17 protein-coding genes and 1 pseudogene are annotated in these 16,297 nt (G+C 64.8%); 9 read left to right on the top strand and 9 right to left on the bottom strand.

All coding sequences use genetic code 11. The annotated features are described in order from the left end of the window. Window position 1 precedes the first annotated feature (1 nt). The 3 genes from ACSQ89_RS21915 to ACSQ89_RS21905 form a co-directional block, all read right to left on the bottom strand. Window positions 2–517, bottom strand: a complete 516-nt coding sequence (locus ACSQ89_RS21915) for a TRAP transporter small permease (RefSeq protein ID WP_093106053.1) — start codon at window positions 515–517, stop codon at window positions 2–4. Window positions 518–626: 109 nt separating this feature from the next. Continuing rightward, a complete protein-coding gene (locus tag ACSQ89_RS21910) occupies window positions 627–1,604 on the bottom strand; it encodes a TRAP transporter substrate-binding protein (protein ID WP_093106056.1) in 978 nt (325 codons plus the stop codon). Between the two features lie 32 nt (window positions 1,605–1,636). Continuing rightward, on the bottom strand, window positions 1,637–2,386 hold the full coding sequence (locus ACSQ89_RS21905) for an SDR family NAD(P)-dependent oxidoreductase (protein ID WP_093106059.1): 750 nt from the start codon (window positions 2,384–2,386) through the stop codon (window positions 1,637–1,639). Between the two features lie 116 nt (window positions 2,387–2,502). Here ACSQ89_RS21905 and ACSQ89_RS21900 point away from each other — a divergent pair, with 116 nt between their 5' ends. Then, the gene (locus tag ACSQ89_RS21900; RefSeq protein ID WP_436296384.1) at window positions 2,503–3,441 is read left to right on the top strand and encodes a LysR substrate-binding domain-containing protein; all 939 of its coding nucleotides are present in this window, start codon (window positions 2,503–2,505) and stop codon (window positions 3,439–3,441) included. Window positions 3,442–3,562: 121 nt separating this feature from the next. Here the strand turns inward: ACSQ89_RS21900 and ACSQ89_RS21895 are convergent, their stop codons facing one another. Then, complete coding sequence (locus tag ACSQ89_RS21895) at window positions 3,563–5,113, bottom strand: MFS transporter (RefSeq protein ID WP_436296383.1); 1,551 nt, start codon at window positions 5,111–5,113, stop codon at window positions 3,563–3,565. Between the two features lie 172 nt (window positions 5,114–5,285). Next, complete coding sequence (locus ACSQ89_RS21890; RefSeq protein ID WP_093106066.1) at window positions 5,286–5,555, bottom strand: helix-turn-helix domain-containing protein; 270 nt, start codon at window positions 5,553–5,555, stop codon at window positions 5,286–5,288. A 629-nt stretch (window positions 5,556–6,184) separates the two neighbouring features. On the opposite strand from ACSQ89_RS21890, the gene ACSQ89_RS21885 reads away from it, so the two are divergent. Next, window positions 6,185–7,219, top strand: a complete 1,035-nt coding sequence (locus ACSQ89_RS21885; protein ID WP_436295839.1) for an RNA methyltransferase — start codon at window positions 6,185–6,187, stop codon at window positions 7,217–7,219. 53 nt (window positions 7,220–7,272) lie between these two features. Here the strand turns inward: ACSQ89_RS21885 and ACSQ89_RS21880 are convergent, their stop codons facing one another. Beyond that, window positions 7,273–8,208, bottom strand: a complete 936-nt coding sequence (locus ACSQ89_RS21880; protein WP_093106074.1) for a LysR substrate-binding domain-containing protein — start codon at window positions 8,206–8,208, stop codon at window positions 7,273–7,275. 107 nt (window positions 8,209–8,315) lie between these two features. On the opposite strand from ACSQ89_RS21880, the gene ACSQ89_RS21875 reads away from it, so the two are divergent. Both ACSQ89_RS21875 and ACSQ89_RS21870 read left to right on the top strand, forming a co-directional pair. Then, window positions 8,316–10,376: an FAD-dependent oxidoreductase gene (locus ACSQ89_RS21875; RefSeq protein WP_436295838.1), complete on the top strand. Its 2,061-nt coding sequence runs from the start codon at window positions 8,316–8,318 to the stop codon at window positions 10,374–10,376. A 117-nt stretch (window positions 10,377–10,493) separates the two neighbouring features. After that, window positions 10,494–10,640, top strand: a pseudogene (locus ACSQ89_RS21870) (transposase); the annotation flags it as partial. 75 nt (window positions 10,641–10,715) lie between these two features. Here the strand turns inward: ACSQ89_RS21870 and ACSQ89_RS21865 are convergent. Both ACSQ89_RS21865 and ACSQ89_RS21860 read right to left on the bottom strand, forming a co-directional pair. Further along, window positions 10,716–11,021 carry an NIPSNAP family protein gene (locus ACSQ89_RS21865; RefSeq protein WP_093106076.1) on the bottom strand — a complete coding sequence of 102 codons (306 nt, stop codon included), beginning with the start codon at window positions 11,019–11,021 and terminating at the stop codon, window positions 10,716–10,718. Between the two features lie 148 nt (window positions 11,022–11,169). Next, entirely contained in the window at window positions 11,170–12,054 is an 885-nt protein-coding gene (locus ACSQ89_RS21860; protein ID WP_436294953.1) for a LysR substrate-binding domain-containing protein, read from the bottom strand. 70 nt (window positions 12,055–12,124) lie between these two features. On the opposite strand from ACSQ89_RS21860, the gene ACSQ89_RS21855 reads away from it, so the two are divergent. The 5 genes from ACSQ89_RS21855 to ACSQ89_RS21835 are packed head-to-tail and all read left to right on the top strand — an operon-like array spanning window position 12,125 to window position 15,876. Further along, a complete protein-coding gene (locus ACSQ89_RS21855) occupies window positions 12,125–12,964 on the top strand; it encodes an amidohydrolase family protein (protein WP_436294954.1) in 840 nt (279 codons plus the stop codon). After that, window positions 12,961–13,761: an SDR family NAD(P)-dependent oxidoreductase gene (locus ACSQ89_RS21850; protein ID WP_436294955.1), complete on the top strand. Its 801-nt coding sequence runs from the start codon at window positions 12,961–12,963 to the stop codon at window positions 13,759–13,761. Before ACSQ89_RS21855 ends, ACSQ89_RS21850 begins: the two co-directional genes overlap by 4 nt. Window positions 13,762–13,791: 30 nt before the next feature. Continuing rightward, complete coding sequence (locus ACSQ89_RS21845) at window positions 13,792–14,751, top strand: Bug family tripartite tricarboxylate transporter substrate binding protein (protein ID WP_436294956.1); 960 nt, start codon at window positions 13,792–13,794, stop codon at window positions 14,749–14,751. A gap of 14 nt (window positions 14,752–14,765) precedes the next feature. Further along, window positions 14,766–15,278 (top strand): carboxymuconolactone decarboxylase family protein, encoded by a 513-nt coding sequence (locus ACSQ89_RS21840; protein ID WP_436295009.1) that lies wholly within the window; start codon window positions 14,766–14,768, stop codon window positions 15,276–15,278. A 13-nt stretch (window positions 15,279–15,291) separates the two neighbouring features. Then, on the top strand, window positions 15,292–15,876 hold the full coding sequence (locus ACSQ89_RS21835) for a hypothetical protein (protein WP_436294957.1): 585 nt from the start codon (window positions 15,292–15,294) through the stop codon (window positions 15,874–15,876). On the opposite strand, the gene ACSQ89_RS21830 is transcribed toward ACSQ89_RS21835, so the two are convergent. Next, on the bottom strand, window positions 15,861–16,196 hold the full coding sequence (locus tag ACSQ89_RS21830) for a hypothetical protein (RefSeq protein WP_436294958.1): 336 nt from the start codon (window positions 16,194–16,196) through the stop codon (window positions 15,861–15,863). The genes ACSQ89_RS21835 and ACSQ89_RS21830 overlap by 16 nt on opposite strands. Window positions 16,197–16,297 lie beyond the last annotated feature (101 nt).

Raw genomic sequence — 16,297 nt, 5'->3', positions numbered from 1 at the left:
GCTAGGCTCCGTGAGCGACGGCCTCGACGGCATCGAACCCCTGCGGGGGGGAGCCGGCCCAGAGCGTGGGCAACTTGCACAGCGTCACCAGGCTGAGCAGTGCGAAGCCCAGCATCAGAGCCCAGACACTCACCGAGCCGGGCACTTGCAGCATGGGGCTGCGTTCGTCGGCCGCGATCTCCATCAGGGGCCAGGCGGCAGCCGCCAGCGATGCGTAGAGCGCCGCCACGGCCAGCGAGCCGCCCGCCAGCACCCAGCGGCGCGCGGCGCCGAGCTTTTGCGTGAGGATGACCACCGCGATGTGCGAGCCCTGCTGGGCCGCCAGCACCACGCCGGCCATGATGAGCCACGGGAACATCAGCTCGGGCAGCTCGGACGCCGAGGCGAGGCTGGTGCCCGCGACATAGCGCAGCCCGACATTGACGCTCAGGATCGCGAACACGACGCTCAGCGTGATGTACAGAACGCCACGACACGCTGCGCCGACGCATCGGTCGATGAATTGAAGGAAAGACATGAAATTGCCCTCGTGAAGGACGCGCCAGGACGCAGTCGCGGTTTTCGTGGACGACAGGCACCATCGCAGCGCCTTGCCTGGCGCCGCTTCATTCGCCTGCCTGGGTGGCTTATTGCGCTTGCTGGACCACGCGCTTGACGAAGTCGCCAGCCGGGCCTGCAGCCCACTTGGTGTAGACCGGCTTCGTCGCCTCGATGAAGGCCTTGCGGTCCACCGCGTCGATCTGCACGCCCTTGGACTTCAGTTCGGTGGCCAACTTCTCGTCGGCTTCCTTGGAGAGCTTGCGCTGCATCTGCGTCGCTTCGGCAGCGGCTTCCATGAAGACCTTCTGGTCCGCGGTGCTCAACTTCTCCCATGAACGCTTGCCCATCACGAAGGGATTGGCCTCGTACTTGTGGCCGGTGAGCGAAAGGTATTTCTGCACTTCGTACAGCTTGGCCGACGCGATGTTTGTCAGGGGGTTCTCCTGGCCGTCGACCACGCCCTGCTGGAGCGCCACGTACAGCTCGGAAAACTTGATCTGCTGCGGGTCCGCGCCGAGCGCCTGCATGATGTCCATGGTCATCGAATCGGGCGGGGTGCGGATCTTCAGGCCCTTGATGTCCGCCGGCGTCTTGATCGGCCGCTTGCTGTTGCTGACGTGGCGGATGCCGTTGTCCCAGAAGCCCAGCACGACCATGCCCTTGGCGGCCGTGCGCTTGGCCAGGTCCTCGCCGATCGGGCCGTCGAGCAGTTGCCAGGCCTTCTGGATGTCGGTGAACAGGAAGGGCAGGCCCAGCGCGGCATATTCGGGTACCACGTTGGCCATCGCACCCTGGCTGTTGGCCGACATGTCGAGCGTGCCCGAGCGTAGCGCAGTGATCATGGCGGCGTCGTCGCCAAGCTGCGCGGAATGGGCGACCTGGATGTCGAAGCGGCCGTTGGTCTTGGCCTTCACCGTCTCGGCGAACTTCACGGCCGCGTCGTGCCGCGGATTGCCCGGCGCCGCACCGTGGCCGAAGGTGAGCTTGATGGGCGCCTGCGCGAAGGCGAGGCTTCCGGTGGTGATCAGTGCGCCGACGAGAACGGCGATATTCCTGCGCTTCATGGTTTTGTCTCCGGTGTAGTGATGGGGATGGATCAGTGAATCAACATGCCGCCATTCACGTCGAGCGTGATGCCGGTGCAATAGCTCGACAGGTCGCTGGCGAGGAAGAGGCAGGCGCCGGCGACGTCCGCGGCGACGCCGATCCGGCCGAGCGGGATTTCGCCGGCGATCTGCGCCTTGCGCTCTTCGGTCAACTTGCCCTTGCTGATGTCGGTGCCGATCAGGCCGGGGGTGATCGAGTTGACGCGGATGCCATCCGCGCCGAGTTCGCGTGCCATCGCACGCGCCAGCCCGAGCACGCCGGCCTTGGCCGCCGAATAGTGCGGGCCGCCGAGAATGCCGCCGCCGCGCTGAGCGGAAACGGAAGAGATGCAGATGATCGAACCGCTGCCCTGGCGCTGCATGACGGGAATGGCAGCTTGGGAGAACAGCAGCGTGCCGCGCAGGCTGACGTCCATCACGGCGTCGTAGTCGGCGCCGCTGATGTCGATCGTCTTGCGCGGCTGGGTGATGCCGGCGTTGTTGACGAGGATGTCGATGCGCCCGAACCGATCGAGAACGCGTGCGACCGCGGCATCGACTTCCGACTTGATCGTCACGTTGGCAACCAGCCCCAGGTGCTCGTCGCCGAGCGTGGCGGCGACCTGCGCCGGCGCGGCGGCTTCGAGGTCAGTGATGACGACGCGGGCGCCCTGCGACGCGAGCAGGCGCGCAGTGGCGAATCCCAGGCCATTGAGGCCGGCGCCACCGGTGATGAGGGCGACGCGATCGGTAAGCAGCATGAATTGTCTCCGTGGTGAGTGATGTGCGAGTGGGGTAACTATGGACATCACCACGCATGAAGACAAACGACACTTCTTCAGCGATGAGTGAATTGCCGTCATACAGGGTTAACCCGATGCGATCGTCGTTTCCTCCTTTGAGTTGTCTTCTCGCCTTCGAGGCCGCAGCGCGTCGCACGAGCTTCAGCGCGGCGGCGCTCGAACTCCATCTGACGCCCTCGGCAGTGAGCCACCAGATCGCCAAGCTCGAACAGCTTCTCGACGTACGACTGTTCGAGCGCTCGGTGCGCAGCATTTCGCTGACCGATGCAGGCCGCGAATACATGGCTCGCGTGTCAGTCGCGCTGGACGCGATCAGCGCTGCAACGGACAACGTGCGCAAGGGCGTACGCAACGCTCTGCATGTGCACGCGGCACCGAGCTTCGCGAGTCTGTGGCTCATGCCCAGGCTCGCGGACTTCGCGCAGGCCCACCCGGGGATTGCGCTATCGCTGTCGTCTTCCGTCGTGCATTCGGACTTTTCGAGCGGACAGGTCGACATCGACATACGCTACGGCATTCCGAACTGGCCGCACCTCCATGTCCGGTCGGTGTTCGAGGAATGCATCCAGCCGATGGCGAGCCGCGATTTCATCGAGCGGCATCGACTCCGGACACCCGAGGACTTGCTGCACGTCCCGCTCATCCAGTCGGTGGTCAACGTCGTGCAGTGGGGGGACTGGTTCCGCAGCCGCAAGATCGAATTCTCGGCGGGGCAGTTCGCCTACCGCTTCGATCGCACTTCCATGGCGCTGGATGCCGCGGTGCAGGGGCTTGGTGTGGCGTTGGACAGCTCGTCGATCGCGGCAGGCCACCTTCATCAGGGCCGCTTGGTGAAGGTCTTCGACCCGCGCTGGTGCTTGAAGGTGCAGGCCCATTTCCTGGTGTGCCCTTCCCGTCACCTGCAGCGCAAGGAAGTGGCCAGCTTCATGGAATGGCTGCAGGAAAACGCATCCGACCCGGAGGAGGGCGCGCTTGGCGGCCCAAAGGCGGCTGGGTACCGTCCTTCACGATGATGGGAGAGCCGTCGTACCGGCCGCCGAACATCACACCTGGAATGTTGAATTCCAGTCGAGCGTGGGCTTGCCTTCGTCAACGTCCGCTCCCGCTGCAAGCCAGCCGCTCGCGAATACGATTTCACCGCTCAGCGATGTAGTGCTGGGTCGTCACCGCCTCGCCGTCGCGCAGGAACATCCGTACACGAGCCTCCACCTCCTGGTCGGCCAGCGTGGCCCGGGCGCGCTGGTGCAGGTAGTCGGCCCAGGAGGCGACGATGAATCGCTCGACATAGCGCGACGGATCGCCGAGGTCGCGATAGACGCGCCATAGGGTGGCGCCGTCGCGGCGCCGCGAGGCGCGCAGCTGGGTCACGGCGTTCAAGAACTCCTCGGCTTCGCCGGCGCGGATGCGATAGCCGATCTCCACCGACACCGGGCCATCGTCCGGGAGAGGCTGATCCTTGACGAAAAGATCCTCCCAGAGCGCGACGGGCGTGATCTCCGGCGAAGCGCCCATCCGCAGCGGCAGCCAGCGGGAGAGAAAGATGCCTGCTGCCATGGCGAGGGCTGCGATGCTCAAGGCGATCGCCAGCCCCAGGATGCCTGAAACCGCGCCCCAGAATGCCGAGCCGATGGCGAACGAGCCCAGCGCGCTGACCGTGTGCAGTGCCACCGCGCGCGAACGGACCCACGGCGGCGCGCTCGACTGCGTGGCGGTGTTGAAGGTGGCCATGACCGCCATCCAGGCGGCGCCGCCGATGGCAAGTGCCACGAATACCACGGTGGGAATGCGCACGAACGCAGCGATGAGCATCACGGCTGCGAAGACCATACACCCCAGGGCGACGAGGCGCTCGAGCCCCAGGCGCGCACGCAACTTGCCCAGTACCAGGCCTGCAGCAACCGCGCCTGTGCCCAGGCATCCCATGAGGAAGCCGAATCCGGCGGCGCCCAACTTCAGTTGTTGCGCCGCGATGGCCGGCAACAGCGCCCACAGCGCCGAGCCCGCGCCGCTGTAGGCGACGGTGCGCAGCAACTGAGCCAGGATCGTCGGCGAGTGCCTTGCATAGCGCAGACCCGCGACGGTGCCGCTCCAGAGGCGCTCCGCCGGCAGGGGCGACTGGGCGTGCGGGGCAGGGGGCCAGCGCCGCACCGCTTGCATCATCACCAGTGCGCTCACCACCGCGACCACGAACACCCAGCCCGCACCGAGCCATGCGAATATGAAGCCCGCGACCGACGGCCCCAATGCCCGCGCGCTGTTCCAGGCGATCGACATCGCCGTGATGGCCTGCGGCATGTCCTCGCGTGGCACTGTGTCCGCCACGCTGGTGTTCCAGGCTGGTGACAGCAGCGCCGTGCAGCAGCCGGCGGCAAAGGTGAACAGCAGCAAGGTCGCCGGTCCCGCCCACCCTCCCAATGCGAGCAGGGACAGGACAACGACGACGGCCACCTGAACGGCCAGCGCATTCAGGATCAGCCGCCGCCGGTCCGTGGTGTCGGCCAGCACGCCGGCCGGCAGTGCCAGCAGGAACATTGGCAGGAACACGGCGGTCTGCACCAACGCTGCGAGGAAAGAGGAGCCCGTGAGCTCCACCATGAGCCATGAAGCCGCCATGACCTGCATGGCGTTTCCGGTGAAATAGATCGCGCTGCCGGTCCACAGGCCCCGGAATGCGGGCAGACGCAACGGGGACCAAAGGGAGTGGGATGCGGAGGACATCGAAGGAAGCTTTGCCCGATTATGGTCGGGGCGTTCGCACGTCTTCCATGGGGGCAACTGGCGCGCTGCGAGGTTGAGGGCCGCGAGAGAGGCCCCATAGACAGACGTTACGTACCCTGCGCTCAGCAGTCGGAACAACTCAGGATGCGAGCTGGCCGCTGTCTGGCGGCTGCAACTTCGTTGCGATGCCGTAGAGCGCAAGCATGCCCAGCACGTGCCCGATCGCGACGCCTGGTTCACCTGATTCAATCCGGGCGATCGTCTGGACGTGCACGCCCAATCGGGCGGCAGCGGCGGCTTGGCCGTCGCCGGCACTGGTGCGGGCCAGCTTGGCCGCGGCACCCATGTCCTTGATCGCCTGCAGGGCGTCGCCACCAATGTCTGCCGAGATGCGCTTGCCTTGGGCCATCCGCGGATTGTCGCTGCACAATCGAACTCCCGGTCCAGGTGTGGCCAGCTGGTCACCATGAAGAACCTTCGACTTTCGCTTCTTCGTTGTGCAGACTTGCCAGGGCCATGGCGTCGAGCAACAAGCGTCCGGCCAGGGAGACGTTGGGAACTTGGGCTCAGTTGGAAAGCCTAAGGGAGATACCGTTCTCCAAGGTCGACCACCGACCTTCTTGCCCTGACTGGAAACAGCCAGGGCTTTTTCGTTTCAACGGTGGGTCAGAGTAGGTTCTTGGCCGCCGCGGCCGTGACCTTGCTGCTTTACGCGGCAGCGACCGTAGGGCCTGCCTGCGACCGCCTTCGGCGCGCTTGTTCTCTTTCTCCTGGCGGCAGCGGGGGGTGCCGTCCTCAACCTGAACTACCACCGGAAGCAGTTGCCGCTGCCGAAGTGGCTTGTCATCGTCCATGGGCTGGCTGCCGTGGCCGGATTCCTATTGCTGCTGAGCGCGACGTGGGCGACCCGCGCCGCATGAACCCCACTCGAGCTGCCGTGCACAATCTGTCGCATGTCGACCATCACTCTGTACGTCCTGGACGCCAGCACGACTGGATCACTGATGTGTCCAGGAGTCCATTTGCCCTAGGCAGTGCATGCGAATCCACGAACTAAAACGGCGACTGCGGGAAGCCGGAGCGGGCCCCATCCACGAGCACCGGATCTTGCGGCTGTGGTCCCATGCTCTACCCCGAAACAGCGGCAAGCGTCGACCAGAGAGCTTTTTTCCGTCGTCGCTGCTGGCTGCCCTGCCGTCCATTGAAGCTGAGCTTGCGGGACTGGCGCGCATCCACGCGGTCCATCCCGGCGCCGATGGTTCCGAGCGGCTGCTCGTTGCCCTCGCGGACGGTCAGACCGTGGAGAGTGTGTTGCTGCCTCGGGACGGTCTGTGCATCTCGTCGCAGGTCGGGTGCGCCGTCGGGTGCCAGTTCTGCATGACGGGCCGCGAGGGATTGCTGCGCCAACTGGGAAGCGCCGAGATCATTGCCCAGGTCGCCCTCGCGCGCCTGCGCCGGCCGGTACGCAAGGTCGTGTTCATGGGCATGGGCGAACCGGCCCATAACCTGGACAACGTGATGGAGGCGATCGACCTGCTCGGCACGGCGGGCAACATCGGCCACAAGAACCTGGTGTTCTCCACCGTGGGCGATCCACGCGTGTTCGAGAGGCTGCACCAGGGAAGCGTCAGACCTGCGCTGGCACTCTCGTTGCACACGACCAAGGCTGAGCTGCGCAGAGAGCTCCTTCCGCGCGCGCCGAACATGACCCCCGAGGAACTGGTGACCGCATCCGAACGCTATGCCCGGGCCACCGGCTACCCGATTCAGTACCAGTGGACGCTGCTGGAAGGTGTGAACGATGGGGAAGAGGAGATTGAAGGCATCGTCAGACTGCTCTCCGGCAAGTACGGCGTGCTGAACATGATCCCCTTCAACGCGGTGGAGGGCGTGGCGTTCAGTCGACCGTCGTGGGAGCGCTGCGAACAGATTGCTCGCACGCTGCACCAGCGGGGCATTCTGACGAAGCTGCGCTATTCGGCTGGCCAGGATGTCGACGGCGGGTGCGGTCAGCTGAGGGCGCGCGCAGCCGAAGTACAGGTGCCGCTTCGAAGGGCCGAAGACTGGCGTTAGGTCACATTCGACACCTGCTGGCAGGCAGCAGTGGGGGGCGATGCACACGTCGGTCAAGTGTCCCGGAACAATGCGTACTGCTGCGTGATGGTCGCAACGTCTTCGCGCATTTCGCTGACGAGCCAATCCAGCACGCGGCGCACTTCTTGTCGAATCGACCCGGGCCTTGCCACCAGCCGGTACTCCTTTTCGGTGCGGATCAGGCGGCTGGAGGCCGGCACCAGAAGGCCCTCGCGCAGCGCACCGGACACCGCCGACACCCAACCGAGCGCAATCCCTTGACCGAGCAAGGCGGCCTGCAGCACGAGTGCCGAATCGGAGAAGCTGAGGGAGTTGCCGGGGCGCCGGCAGTCCAGGCCGGTGCGAGCCCCGTATTCTTCCCAATCCATGGTTGTCGTGGTCAGATGGATCAGGGTGTGCTGGCTCACATCGGCAGATTCACCGACGGCACCCACCCGATGCAGGTATTCCGGGCTGCAGACCGGGAGCACCACTTCCGGAAAGAACTCCCAGCTCTGCCACTTCCTCGTGGGGTCGTACAAGCGCAGTCCCAGGTCCACCTCGTCGACATCGCCACGGAGAACGCCGCTGATCACCTCGAAGCGCAGGTTGATGTGCGGGACGGCCTGTTGAAAACGTGCGTAGCGCGGCATCAACCAGTGGGAGATGAACGCGCTCGACAACGACAGCGTGACAGTGCCCCGATCTGCACGGCGGCGCCTGATCTCGCGCAGCGCCGTCTCCATCTGGCTGAAGCCGGCCGACACCGCCGAATGCAAGACCTCACCTTCTTCAGTGAGTTGAACGCCCAGCCGAGAGCGCGTGAACAAACGAATGCCCAAGGTGTCTTCGAGCCGGCTCACCATGCGACTGACCGCCACGGGCGTCACGTGGAGCTCGGAGGCGGCGAGCGTGAAGTTCGCACAGCGTGCGGCGGCTTCAAACACGCGCAAGGCATTGGCGGAGCGTATCGTCTGCTGCGCTTCCATAACATCATGTTAGCGATATCTGCCTAAGATGTAAATGAACCGGCCTCGTGTTCGATTACACAATGTCCATGCAGGGCGGACTCAACCGAGCGCGATAAGGAGAGGATGTGCAGCTGTTTGCCCACTCCGTTGATGATGAGAAATCGGTGCGGCGACAGGACCCGCTGCTGACCCCGTTCGCCATCAAGAGGGTCATCCTCAAGAACCGCATCATCAGCACCAGCCACGCCAGCGGCCTGACGGAGGGTGACTTTCCCCGGGAACGCTATCAGCGGTACCACGAAGAAAAAGCCATTGGCGGGATCGCGATGAGCATGTTCGGCGGCTCGTCCAACGTCGGCATCGACAGCCCGAGTGTCTTCCGGCAGATCAACATGGGCGTCGACGAGGTGGTTCCCCATCTCCAGCAGTTTTCCGCGCGGATGCACGCCCATGGCACGGCACTCATGTGCCAGCTCACTCACATGGGCCGACGCGGGAGCCCGTATGAAGGCGCCTGGTTGCCGACCATCGCGCCATCTGCCAGGCGCGAAACATTGCATCGCAGCATTCCGCGTGAAATGACGGAGCGGGACATCCACCGGGTGATCCGCTATTTCGGGCAGGCGGCATCGCGCTGCCGGCAGGCAGGCCTGGACGGGCTGGAAACGCTGGCGGGCGGCCATCTGCTTGGGCAGTTCCTGAGCCCATCGGTCAACGTGCGAACCGACAGATACGGCGGTTCGCTGGAAAACCGCTGCCGGTTCATCCTGAGGGTGCACGAGGAGATTCGAAAACAGGTCGGCGAGGATTTCGTCGTCGGGATCCGCTATGCCATCGAGGACGGACTGGATTTCGAGGAGAGCGTTCGCGCCGCCGGCATTCTCGAACGCTCCGGGCTCTTCGATTTCTTCAATGTGGTCTACGGGCGCATGGACACTGCCCAAGCCCTGATCACCGACAACATGCCGACCATGTCGATGCCCTCGTCGCCCTGGCTGCAAAAGGCGGCCGCGTTCAAGAAGGAGGTGAGGCTGCCGGTCTTTCATGCGGCCAAGATCGCCGATCTGGCCACCGCGCGCTATGCGATCAGCGAAGGTCTGCTCGACCTGGTTGGGATGACGCGCGCCCACATGGCCGACCCGCACCTGGTTCGAAAGCTGATGGAAGGCCGGGAGCACGAAGTGCGCCCCTGTGTGGGTGCCTCGTTCTGCCGCAGTCATGAGACCGCATGCATCCACAACCCGTCCACGGGGCGGGAGACCTGGCTGCCTCACGAAGTTGATCGCTCGCCCGGTCCATGCAGGAAAGTGGTTGTCGTGGGCGCGGGTCCCGCGGGACTGGAGGCGGCCCGGGTGGCCGCACTGCGCGGACACGAGGTCGTCCTGCTCGAGGCCGGATCGCGGCCTGGCGGCCAGGTGCTGCTGGCGGCGCTTGCGTCATGGCGCAAGGACATCCTCGGCGTGATCCAGTGGCGGGTGGACGCCCTGACTCGCCTCGGCGTGGACATCAGACTCAACAGCTACGCGGACGCTGCCGATGTTACCGGGCTGGAGCCCGACACCGTGATTGTCGCGACGGGAGGCATCCCGTGGCTCGATGAACTTGAGGGCCATGAGCGCTGTCTTTCGGTGGTGGACGCGCTGACCCAGCAGCCACCTTCCGGCGGCGAGGTACTGGTCTATGACGGGACCGGACGCCACAACGCCTATGTTTGCGCCGAACGCCATGCGCTCGCCGGCCGTCAGGTGACCCTGGTCACACTGGATGGCCAGCTCGGCATGGAACTGGGCGGACGAGGAGACGACATCGTGTGGCGCCGCAAGCTGACCGAGCTGGGCGTTCATGTCCGCCACGATCTCAGGCTGATCAGTGTGTCGGCCGTATCGGGTCGGCGCCGCGCAGCATTCGTGCACGAGTTGACCGGCGCAACCATTGCGCTCGAGGCGGACCACGTGGTGGTGGAACTGGGCGTGCTCCCGGTGTGCGATGTCTACGATGACCTGAAGCCCGCATCGGTCAATGACGGGGAACTGGATCTGGACAAGTTCGCCAAGGGTGTTCCGCAGGCTTGGCCCGCGGCCGGACCCGGCAAGTGCTTCGAGCTCTATCGGATCGGCGATGCGCATGCTTCGCGCGACATCCACGCCTCCATCTACGAGGCATTCCGCTTGTGCCGGCTCTTTTGATTCGCAACCCCGCGTCTCGAGGAAATCACCATGAACCTCAGCGGTGCTGATGGATTTGCGCTTTCGGACACGTGGGGACCACAAGTCGCCTTGCTGGGCGAAACGATAGGTTGAGTGGAATGGGTCGTCCATGCGAAGCGCCCCTTCGCCGGACCCGAGGCGGTGCTGGCCTACCTGTCTCGCTACACCCATCGCGTGGCGATCTCCAACAGTCGCCTGATCGCGTTGGATGAACGCGGTGCCTATCGTGGATTCAAATGGAAGGGCAAAAGTGGTTGCTTAACGAATGAGTCCAGCGGAAGCCAAAGGCGGTCCACTGCAACGCTTGGTTAGGCCGATTCATTTGAATACAGGCCTGAAAAAGCTGCGTTCATAGCTGAGGATGCAGCGAGTGTCCTGCGCATACTTGAACGCAGCTTGGCACTCTGGGTCTGTGGCAGACAACGCGCGATATTCCTCGTATGCCGCAAGACTTGGGAACGTGAACATAGCCAGCGCAATGTTGTTCGCGCCTTCCGAGGGCAAAAAGTAGCCATGGTGCTGCCCTCCAAACTTCTCGACGAGAGGAATCCAGATCTTTCCGTAGTGCTCGAACTCCTTGAGCTTGAACGGATCGATGACATAGCGCAGGTAGCAGGTGACCATGGTAGTTCCGAGATGCTTAACGTTTGACATGAGGGCTGGCCAGGCCAGTCCGTTCTGTCTGCTTGCGGGCAAACTTTAGCCGACCGCGAGCGGCTGCTAGCGGCCCTGCCGCCGCTTCATTTGCTTTGGCGCCAAAGTGAGATGGCGTTTAGCGACGCCGGAAGTCCAGCTCTTGCAGGATTTGCGCAGTACCCCGGATCAGACGCGTTGCCGGACGTGCCATCGGTGTCGCAAGCACCAGCACATTCCAGATGCTGGGCGGCCCGATCGGTGCGCGTGGCAGGGCTTCGTCGCCGGTCGCGCCCAGGGCGCTCTCCGGAAGGATCGTGCATCCGATCCCGGTCGCCACGAGCGCGAGCACGGTGTGGACGGCTCCCACCTCTGCGAGCACCTGGAGTTCAATGTGACGCGGCCCCAGGACGGAGTCGAGCAAGTGGCGAATCGCATTTGGCGCACTCGGCAGCACCATGGGGTAGTTCGCAAGTGCCGACAATCCGACACGGGCTGGTAGCTTGCTCTTCGGCGGCGCCACCAGCAGCAGCTTTTCCCGCATCAGAGGCTGAAAGGCCAGCTGGGGAGAGGCTGCAGGATCGAAGAGCAGCGCCAGATCCAGCCGTCCCGCGATCAGGGATTCGCGCAGTGCGACGCTCAGGCCTTCGAGGACCGTGATGACGGCGCGCGGAAACTTTTCCCTGAACCGCTGGATGAGGGCCGTGCTCAAGCCCAGCGCCACCCGCGGCGGCATGCCGACCACGATCCGCCCGCCGGGACTTTCGTCCATCTCTCGCAATTCGTCCCGGGCGCGACGGGAGATCTCCAGCATCGCGCGCGCATGAACGAGCAGGGCTTCCCCTGCGTCCGTCGTGGTCACGCCGCGTCCGGTTCTCACCAGCAACCGTTGCCCGAGATCCGCCTCCAGCAAGGCGATCTGCCTGCTCAGACTGGGTTGCGCCAGATCCAGCGCCACGGCACCGCGACTGAAGCTTCCCGCATCGACCACGGTGACGAAGTACAGGAGTTGTCGCAATTCCATAGCCAATAAGCATAGCTGATATAGGAAGGATGTCATTACGGAGGACAGCTGCGATGGGGACACTGCCTTCATGACCTCAACCCTTCCCCCGGGGGCCTGCAACGCCCACTGCCATGTGTTCGGGCCCGGCATGCGCTTCCCGTACGCCCCTGACGCCACCTTCGTTCCCCAAGCAGATGCGCCGAAGGAGGCCCTGTACGCGTTGAACGACCGACTCGGCTTGCAACGCTGCGTGGTCGTGCAGTCGGCCTGCCATGGCTTCGACAACCGCGCCACCGAGGACGCCGTCGCGCCGCGGCCCTCGAGCTACCGCGCGATCGCCCTGCTGCCGACCGACGTCGGCGACGCAGAACTCAAGCGGCTCGACGCCGCGGGCTTCCGTGGCGTCCGCTTCAACTTCATGGGCCACCTCGGCCGGCACGCACCCATCGAGGAGGTCCTGTCGTTGGCGGGCCGCTTCGCGCCGCTCGGCTGGCATCTGCAGATTCACGGCGATCCCGCGCTGCTCACGGACCTGGCGCCCGCGCTGCGTCGCTCGCCCACGACAGTGGTGATCGACCACATCGGTCGCATCGATGCAGCGCTGGGTCTTGACCAGCCGGACTTCCAGGCGCTGCTCCGGCTGATGGCGGACGAACGCTTCTGGGTCAAGGTGAGCGCAATGGACCGCATCACGCGGCTGGGCCCGCCCTACACCGACGCCCAACCCTTCGCTCGAACGCTGGTCGCCGAGTTCGGCGACCGGGTCGTATGGGGCAACGACTGGCCCCACCCGAACCACGCCGGACCCGTACCCGACGAGCAGCAGCTCGTCGACCTCATTGCCGAGATCGCACCCACGGAATCCGCGCGCCATGCGCTGCTGGTCGGCAACCCGGAGCGCCTTTATCAATTTGGAGACAGGACATGAGCCTGCGATTCGAGAACAAGGTAGCCATCGTGACCGGCGCCGGTTGCGTCGGCGCTGGCTGGGGGAATGGCCGCGCCATCGCCGTGCGCCTCGCCGAGGAGGGCGCCAGGGTCTTGGCGGTCGATCGCGATGGCGCCCGACTCGACGAGACACTCGAGCTGGCCGGTGCCGCCCGCGCGTCGATCACGCCGTGGGTCTGCGACGTCACGAACAGCGAGAGCGTGGCGGCCATGGCGGCTGCCTGCCTGAACGCCTACGGGACGATCGACATCCTCGTCAACAACGTGGGGGGGTCCGCGGCGGGCGGGCCGGTGGAGCTGGCCGAAGAGACATGGGATTTGCAGATCGACATCAACCTCAAGAGCGTGTTTCTGACCTGCAAGCATGTGCTTCCCACGATGCTGGCGAAGGGCGGGGGTTCAATCGTCAACATCTCTTCGACATCGGGCCTGCGCTGGACCGGCAGTGCGCAGGTGGCGTACGCCGCGACCAAGGCTGGCGTCATCCAGATGTCGCGCGTGATCGCGGTCCAGCACGCGGCCAAGCGGGTCAGGGTCAATAGCGTCGTGCCGGGACAGCTGCACACGCCGATGGTCGAAACACGCCTGGCGAAGCAGCGCGCGGGCGGCGACGTCGACGCACTGCTGGCCCAGCGCCAGAAACGCATTCCACTCGGTTTCATGGGCGACGGCCGCGACACGGCGAGCGCGGTGCTGTTCCTGGCCAGCGACGAGGCGCGGTTCATCACCGGCACCGAACTGATCGTCGACGGCGGCATGACCGCGCGCTGCGACTGAGATTCGAGTTATTGCAAGACGGGGACATTCATGACCATTCAACGCATCCTGCTCACGGCCGCGTTCGCCATCGCGCTGATGCCCGCAGTCCACGCACAGCCGAAGACGACGCGGATCGTCGTTTCCTTCACCTCCGGGGGACCTGTCGACTCGGTCGCCCGGACCCTGTCCGAGCAGCTCGGCAAGGAGCTGGGCCGCACGGTCATCGTCGACAACAAGCCGGGCGCCAACGGCGCGATCGGTGCCGTCGATGTCATGAAGTCGGCCCCGGACGGCGGCACGCTATGGTTCACCAGCGTCGGCGCGGCTGCGATCAATTCTTCGCTGTACGAGAAGCTCCCCTACGACATGCAGCGTGACTTCGCGCCGGTCTCGCTGGTCGTCAACAACGTCGAGTTGCTGGTGACCCAGCAGACCAGCCCGGCCAAGGATGCGGCCGACTTCGTGGCGGCGACGAAGAAGCGCGCCGAGCCAACGCCGATGGGCTCCTCCGGCACAGGAAGCATTCCGCATCTGGCGATCGAGCAGTTGGCCGATTCGAGCGGCGCCAAGCTGCTTCATGTCCCCTACAAAGGCGCAGCGCCGGCCATCACGGACCTGATGGGAGGCCAGATCAGCGGATTCTTCGGTGATGTGCCCGGGTTGCTCGGGCACCTGCAAGGTGGACGGCTCAAGGCGCTGGGCGTGGCGTCGAGCAAGCGACATCCTTCGCTGCCGGACGTGAAGACGCTGGAAGAGCAAGGCATCAAGGGCGTCGACACCAACAACTGGTACGCGCTGTTTGCGCCTGCCAAGACGCCGCCCGAGATCATCGAGGCGCTCAACAGGGCGGTGCGCAACACATTGGCCAACCCAGGCGTGCGCGAGAAGTTGTTGAAGACGGGCACCGAGCCTGCCGGATCCACGCCCCTGGAACTGGCGACCATCCAGAAGCGGGACACCGAGAAGTGGGCGAAGCTGATCCGCGCCAAGAACATCAAGGCCGAGTGAAGACGACTGCCCGTATCCGCGTACCCCTCGTGCAGCCCGGCACACGCCCCGAGCTGGCCGAAGTCGAGTCCCGCATCATGGCGCAGCGCGGCCGCGTGTCGCTGCTCTACCAGGTGCTCCTCAACAGCGGGCCGATCGCCTCAGGCTGGGAGCGCATGCTCACGGCGGTTCGCAACCAGACCGGCGTACCCGCCGATCTTCGCGAGCTGATGATCCTTCGGGTCGCTGTCCTCAACGGCGCCGGATTCGAGTACGACGCGCACGTGCCGCATGCGCAGAAGGCCGGCGTCGGCGCCGAGAAGATCGACGCCGTCCGGCAGGACGGATTGCCCGACGTGTTTGCGCCGCTGGAGCGCCTGGTGCTGGAGCTGACCGATGCCATGACCCGTCAGGTCGTGGTTCCGGAAGAGCTCATGGATCGGATCCAGCAGCACTTCGACCCCAAGGGCGTGGTGGAAGTCGTGGCGACCGTGGCGGCCTACAACATGGTGTCGCGCCTGCTGGTTGCGCTGAACGTCGCACATTGACGGGGAGCCGCGAATGCAAGATTTATGGCTTCTCAAGTACGACGCATCCGTGGTCGATCAGCCGCTCGCGCCGGTCCACGCGCTGCCGCCTGAAGTTCAGACGTGGCACGCGATGGATGGCCCTTTGATCTACTTCTACGGATCGGGGAGTGCGTCGCCGACGCTCACCCCAGGTGGTGCCAGCGAATGGAGACGGCTCGCCTGCCTGCAAGAGGTGCGGGGTGCCTCTGCCGGCCAAGTCGCCTCGCACCACTACGTTGTGGAGACGGACGTGCTTCCCGAGTTCGAGGACGACCTCAATGCCTGGTACGCGCAGGAACATCTGCCCGGACTGGCTGCCGTGCCGGGGACCGTCCGAGCGGCCCGGTATATCGACGCCGCAGGCTCGCCGCGCTATTACGCCTGCTACGACCTCGCGGGCGCTGAAACCTTGGGCAGCCCCGAGTGGCTGGCCGTGCGTGCGACGCCCTGGAGCTCGCGGGTTCGACCCGCTTTCCGGAACACAAGGCGAACCATGTTTCGCCGGGCGGCAGCAGCGCAGGCCCCCTCGCGGCCCGCTTTGCATTTCTGCGCCATGCCCCGTCAAAGTGAGCCGTAGGCGCTGTCGGCAAGCGACGGACGAGGGGCTTTCCGCGACTCCTGGCGAAGACTCGTCACCCAAAGTCGAGCATGGCGTTGCTCGCGGCTTTCGAAGCGTTCGGTGAAGCGACGGATGGCGGGGCGCTCGATCGCAGCGATCGTCATCCAGTCGGTGGTTCCGAAAGACTGCGATTCGCTGCATCGCTCAACCAGGGCAGGGCGCAGCGCCAGGATTGATTCGGCAGGAATGTTGGGGTCAGCGTCCAGTATCCGCAATGCGATCTTTGCTGCCTTGGGGCTGAGCGTTTGTACCTTGCGAAGATGAAAATCCGAGTCCATCGCGTGGCTCCTTAATGGCTTTGGCGTACAGCGGCGTATCAATATACAAGAAGTGGTTAAGAAATGTGAATATTTCACACGCCTGCGGCCGAGTCGGTTGG

The sequence above is a fragment of the Variovorax sp. LjRoot175 genome (genome assembly GCF_964253805.1).
Taxonomy (GTDB): domain Bacteria; phylum Pseudomonadota; class Gammaproteobacteria; order Burkholderiales; family Burkholderiaceae_C; genus Variovorax.
The sequence above is the reverse complement of the archived record's forward strand: the minus strand, read 5'-3'. Positions and strand labels throughout refer to the sequence as shown.

Bases quoted from the DNA above. Each gene is read 5' to 3' on its own strand.
- ACSQ89_RS21905 (WP_093106059.1), bottom strand. From the start codon at position 2,386: ATGCTGCTTACCGATCGCGTCGCCCTCATCACCGGTGGCGCCGGCCTC.
- ACSQ89_RS21915 (WP_093106053.1), bottom strand. From the start codon at position 517: ATGTCTTTCCTTCAATTCATCGACCGATGCGTCGGCGCAGCGTGTCGT.
- ACSQ89_RS21835 (WP_436294957.1), top strand. From the start codon at position 15,292: ATGCAAGATTTATGGCTTCTCAAGTACGACGCATCCGTGGTCGATCAG.
- ACSQ89_RS21900 (WP_436296384.1), top strand. From the start codon at position 2,503: ATGCGATCGTCGTTTCCTCCTTTGAGTTGTCTTCTCGCCTTCGAGGCC.
- ACSQ89_RS21865 (WP_093106076.1), bottom strand. From the start codon at position 11,021: ATGGTCACCTGCTACCTGCGCTATGTCATCGATCCGTTCAAGCTCAAG.
- ACSQ89_RS21885 (WP_436295839.1), top strand. From the start codon at position 6,185: ATGCGAATCCACGAACTAAAACGGCGACTGCGGGAAGCCGGAGCGGGC.
- ACSQ89_RS21910 (WP_093106056.1), bottom strand. From the start codon at position 1,604: ATGAAGCGCAGGAATATCGCCGTTCTCGTCGGCGCACTGATCACCACC.
- ACSQ89_RS21845 (WP_436294956.1), top strand. From the start codon at position 13,792: ATGACCATTCAACGCATCCTGCTCACGGCCGCGTTCGCCATCGCGCTG.
- ACSQ89_RS21855 (WP_436294954.1), top strand. From the start codon at position 12,125: ATGACCTCAACCCTTCCCCCGGGGGCCTGCAACGCCCACTGCCATGTG.
- ACSQ89_RS21890 (WP_093106066.1), bottom strand. From the start codon at position 5,555: ATGGCCCAAGGCAAGCGCATCTCGGCAGACATTGGTGGCGACGCCCTG.
- ACSQ89_RS21830 (WP_436294958.1), bottom strand. From the start codon at position 16,196: ATGGACTCGGATTTTCATCTTCGCAAGGTACAAACGCTCAGCCCCAAG.
- ACSQ89_RS21860 (WP_436294953.1), bottom strand. From the start codon at position 12,054: ATGGAATTGCGACAACTCCTGTACTTCGTCACCGTGGTCGATGCGGGA.
- ACSQ89_RS21850 (WP_436294955.1), top strand. From the start codon at position 12,961: ATGAGCCTGCGATTCGAGAACAAGGTAGCCATCGTGACCGGCGCCGGT.
- ACSQ89_RS21880 (WP_093106074.1), bottom strand. From the start codon at position 8,208: ATGGAAGCGCAGCAGACGATACGCTCCGCCAATGCCTTGCGCGTGTTT.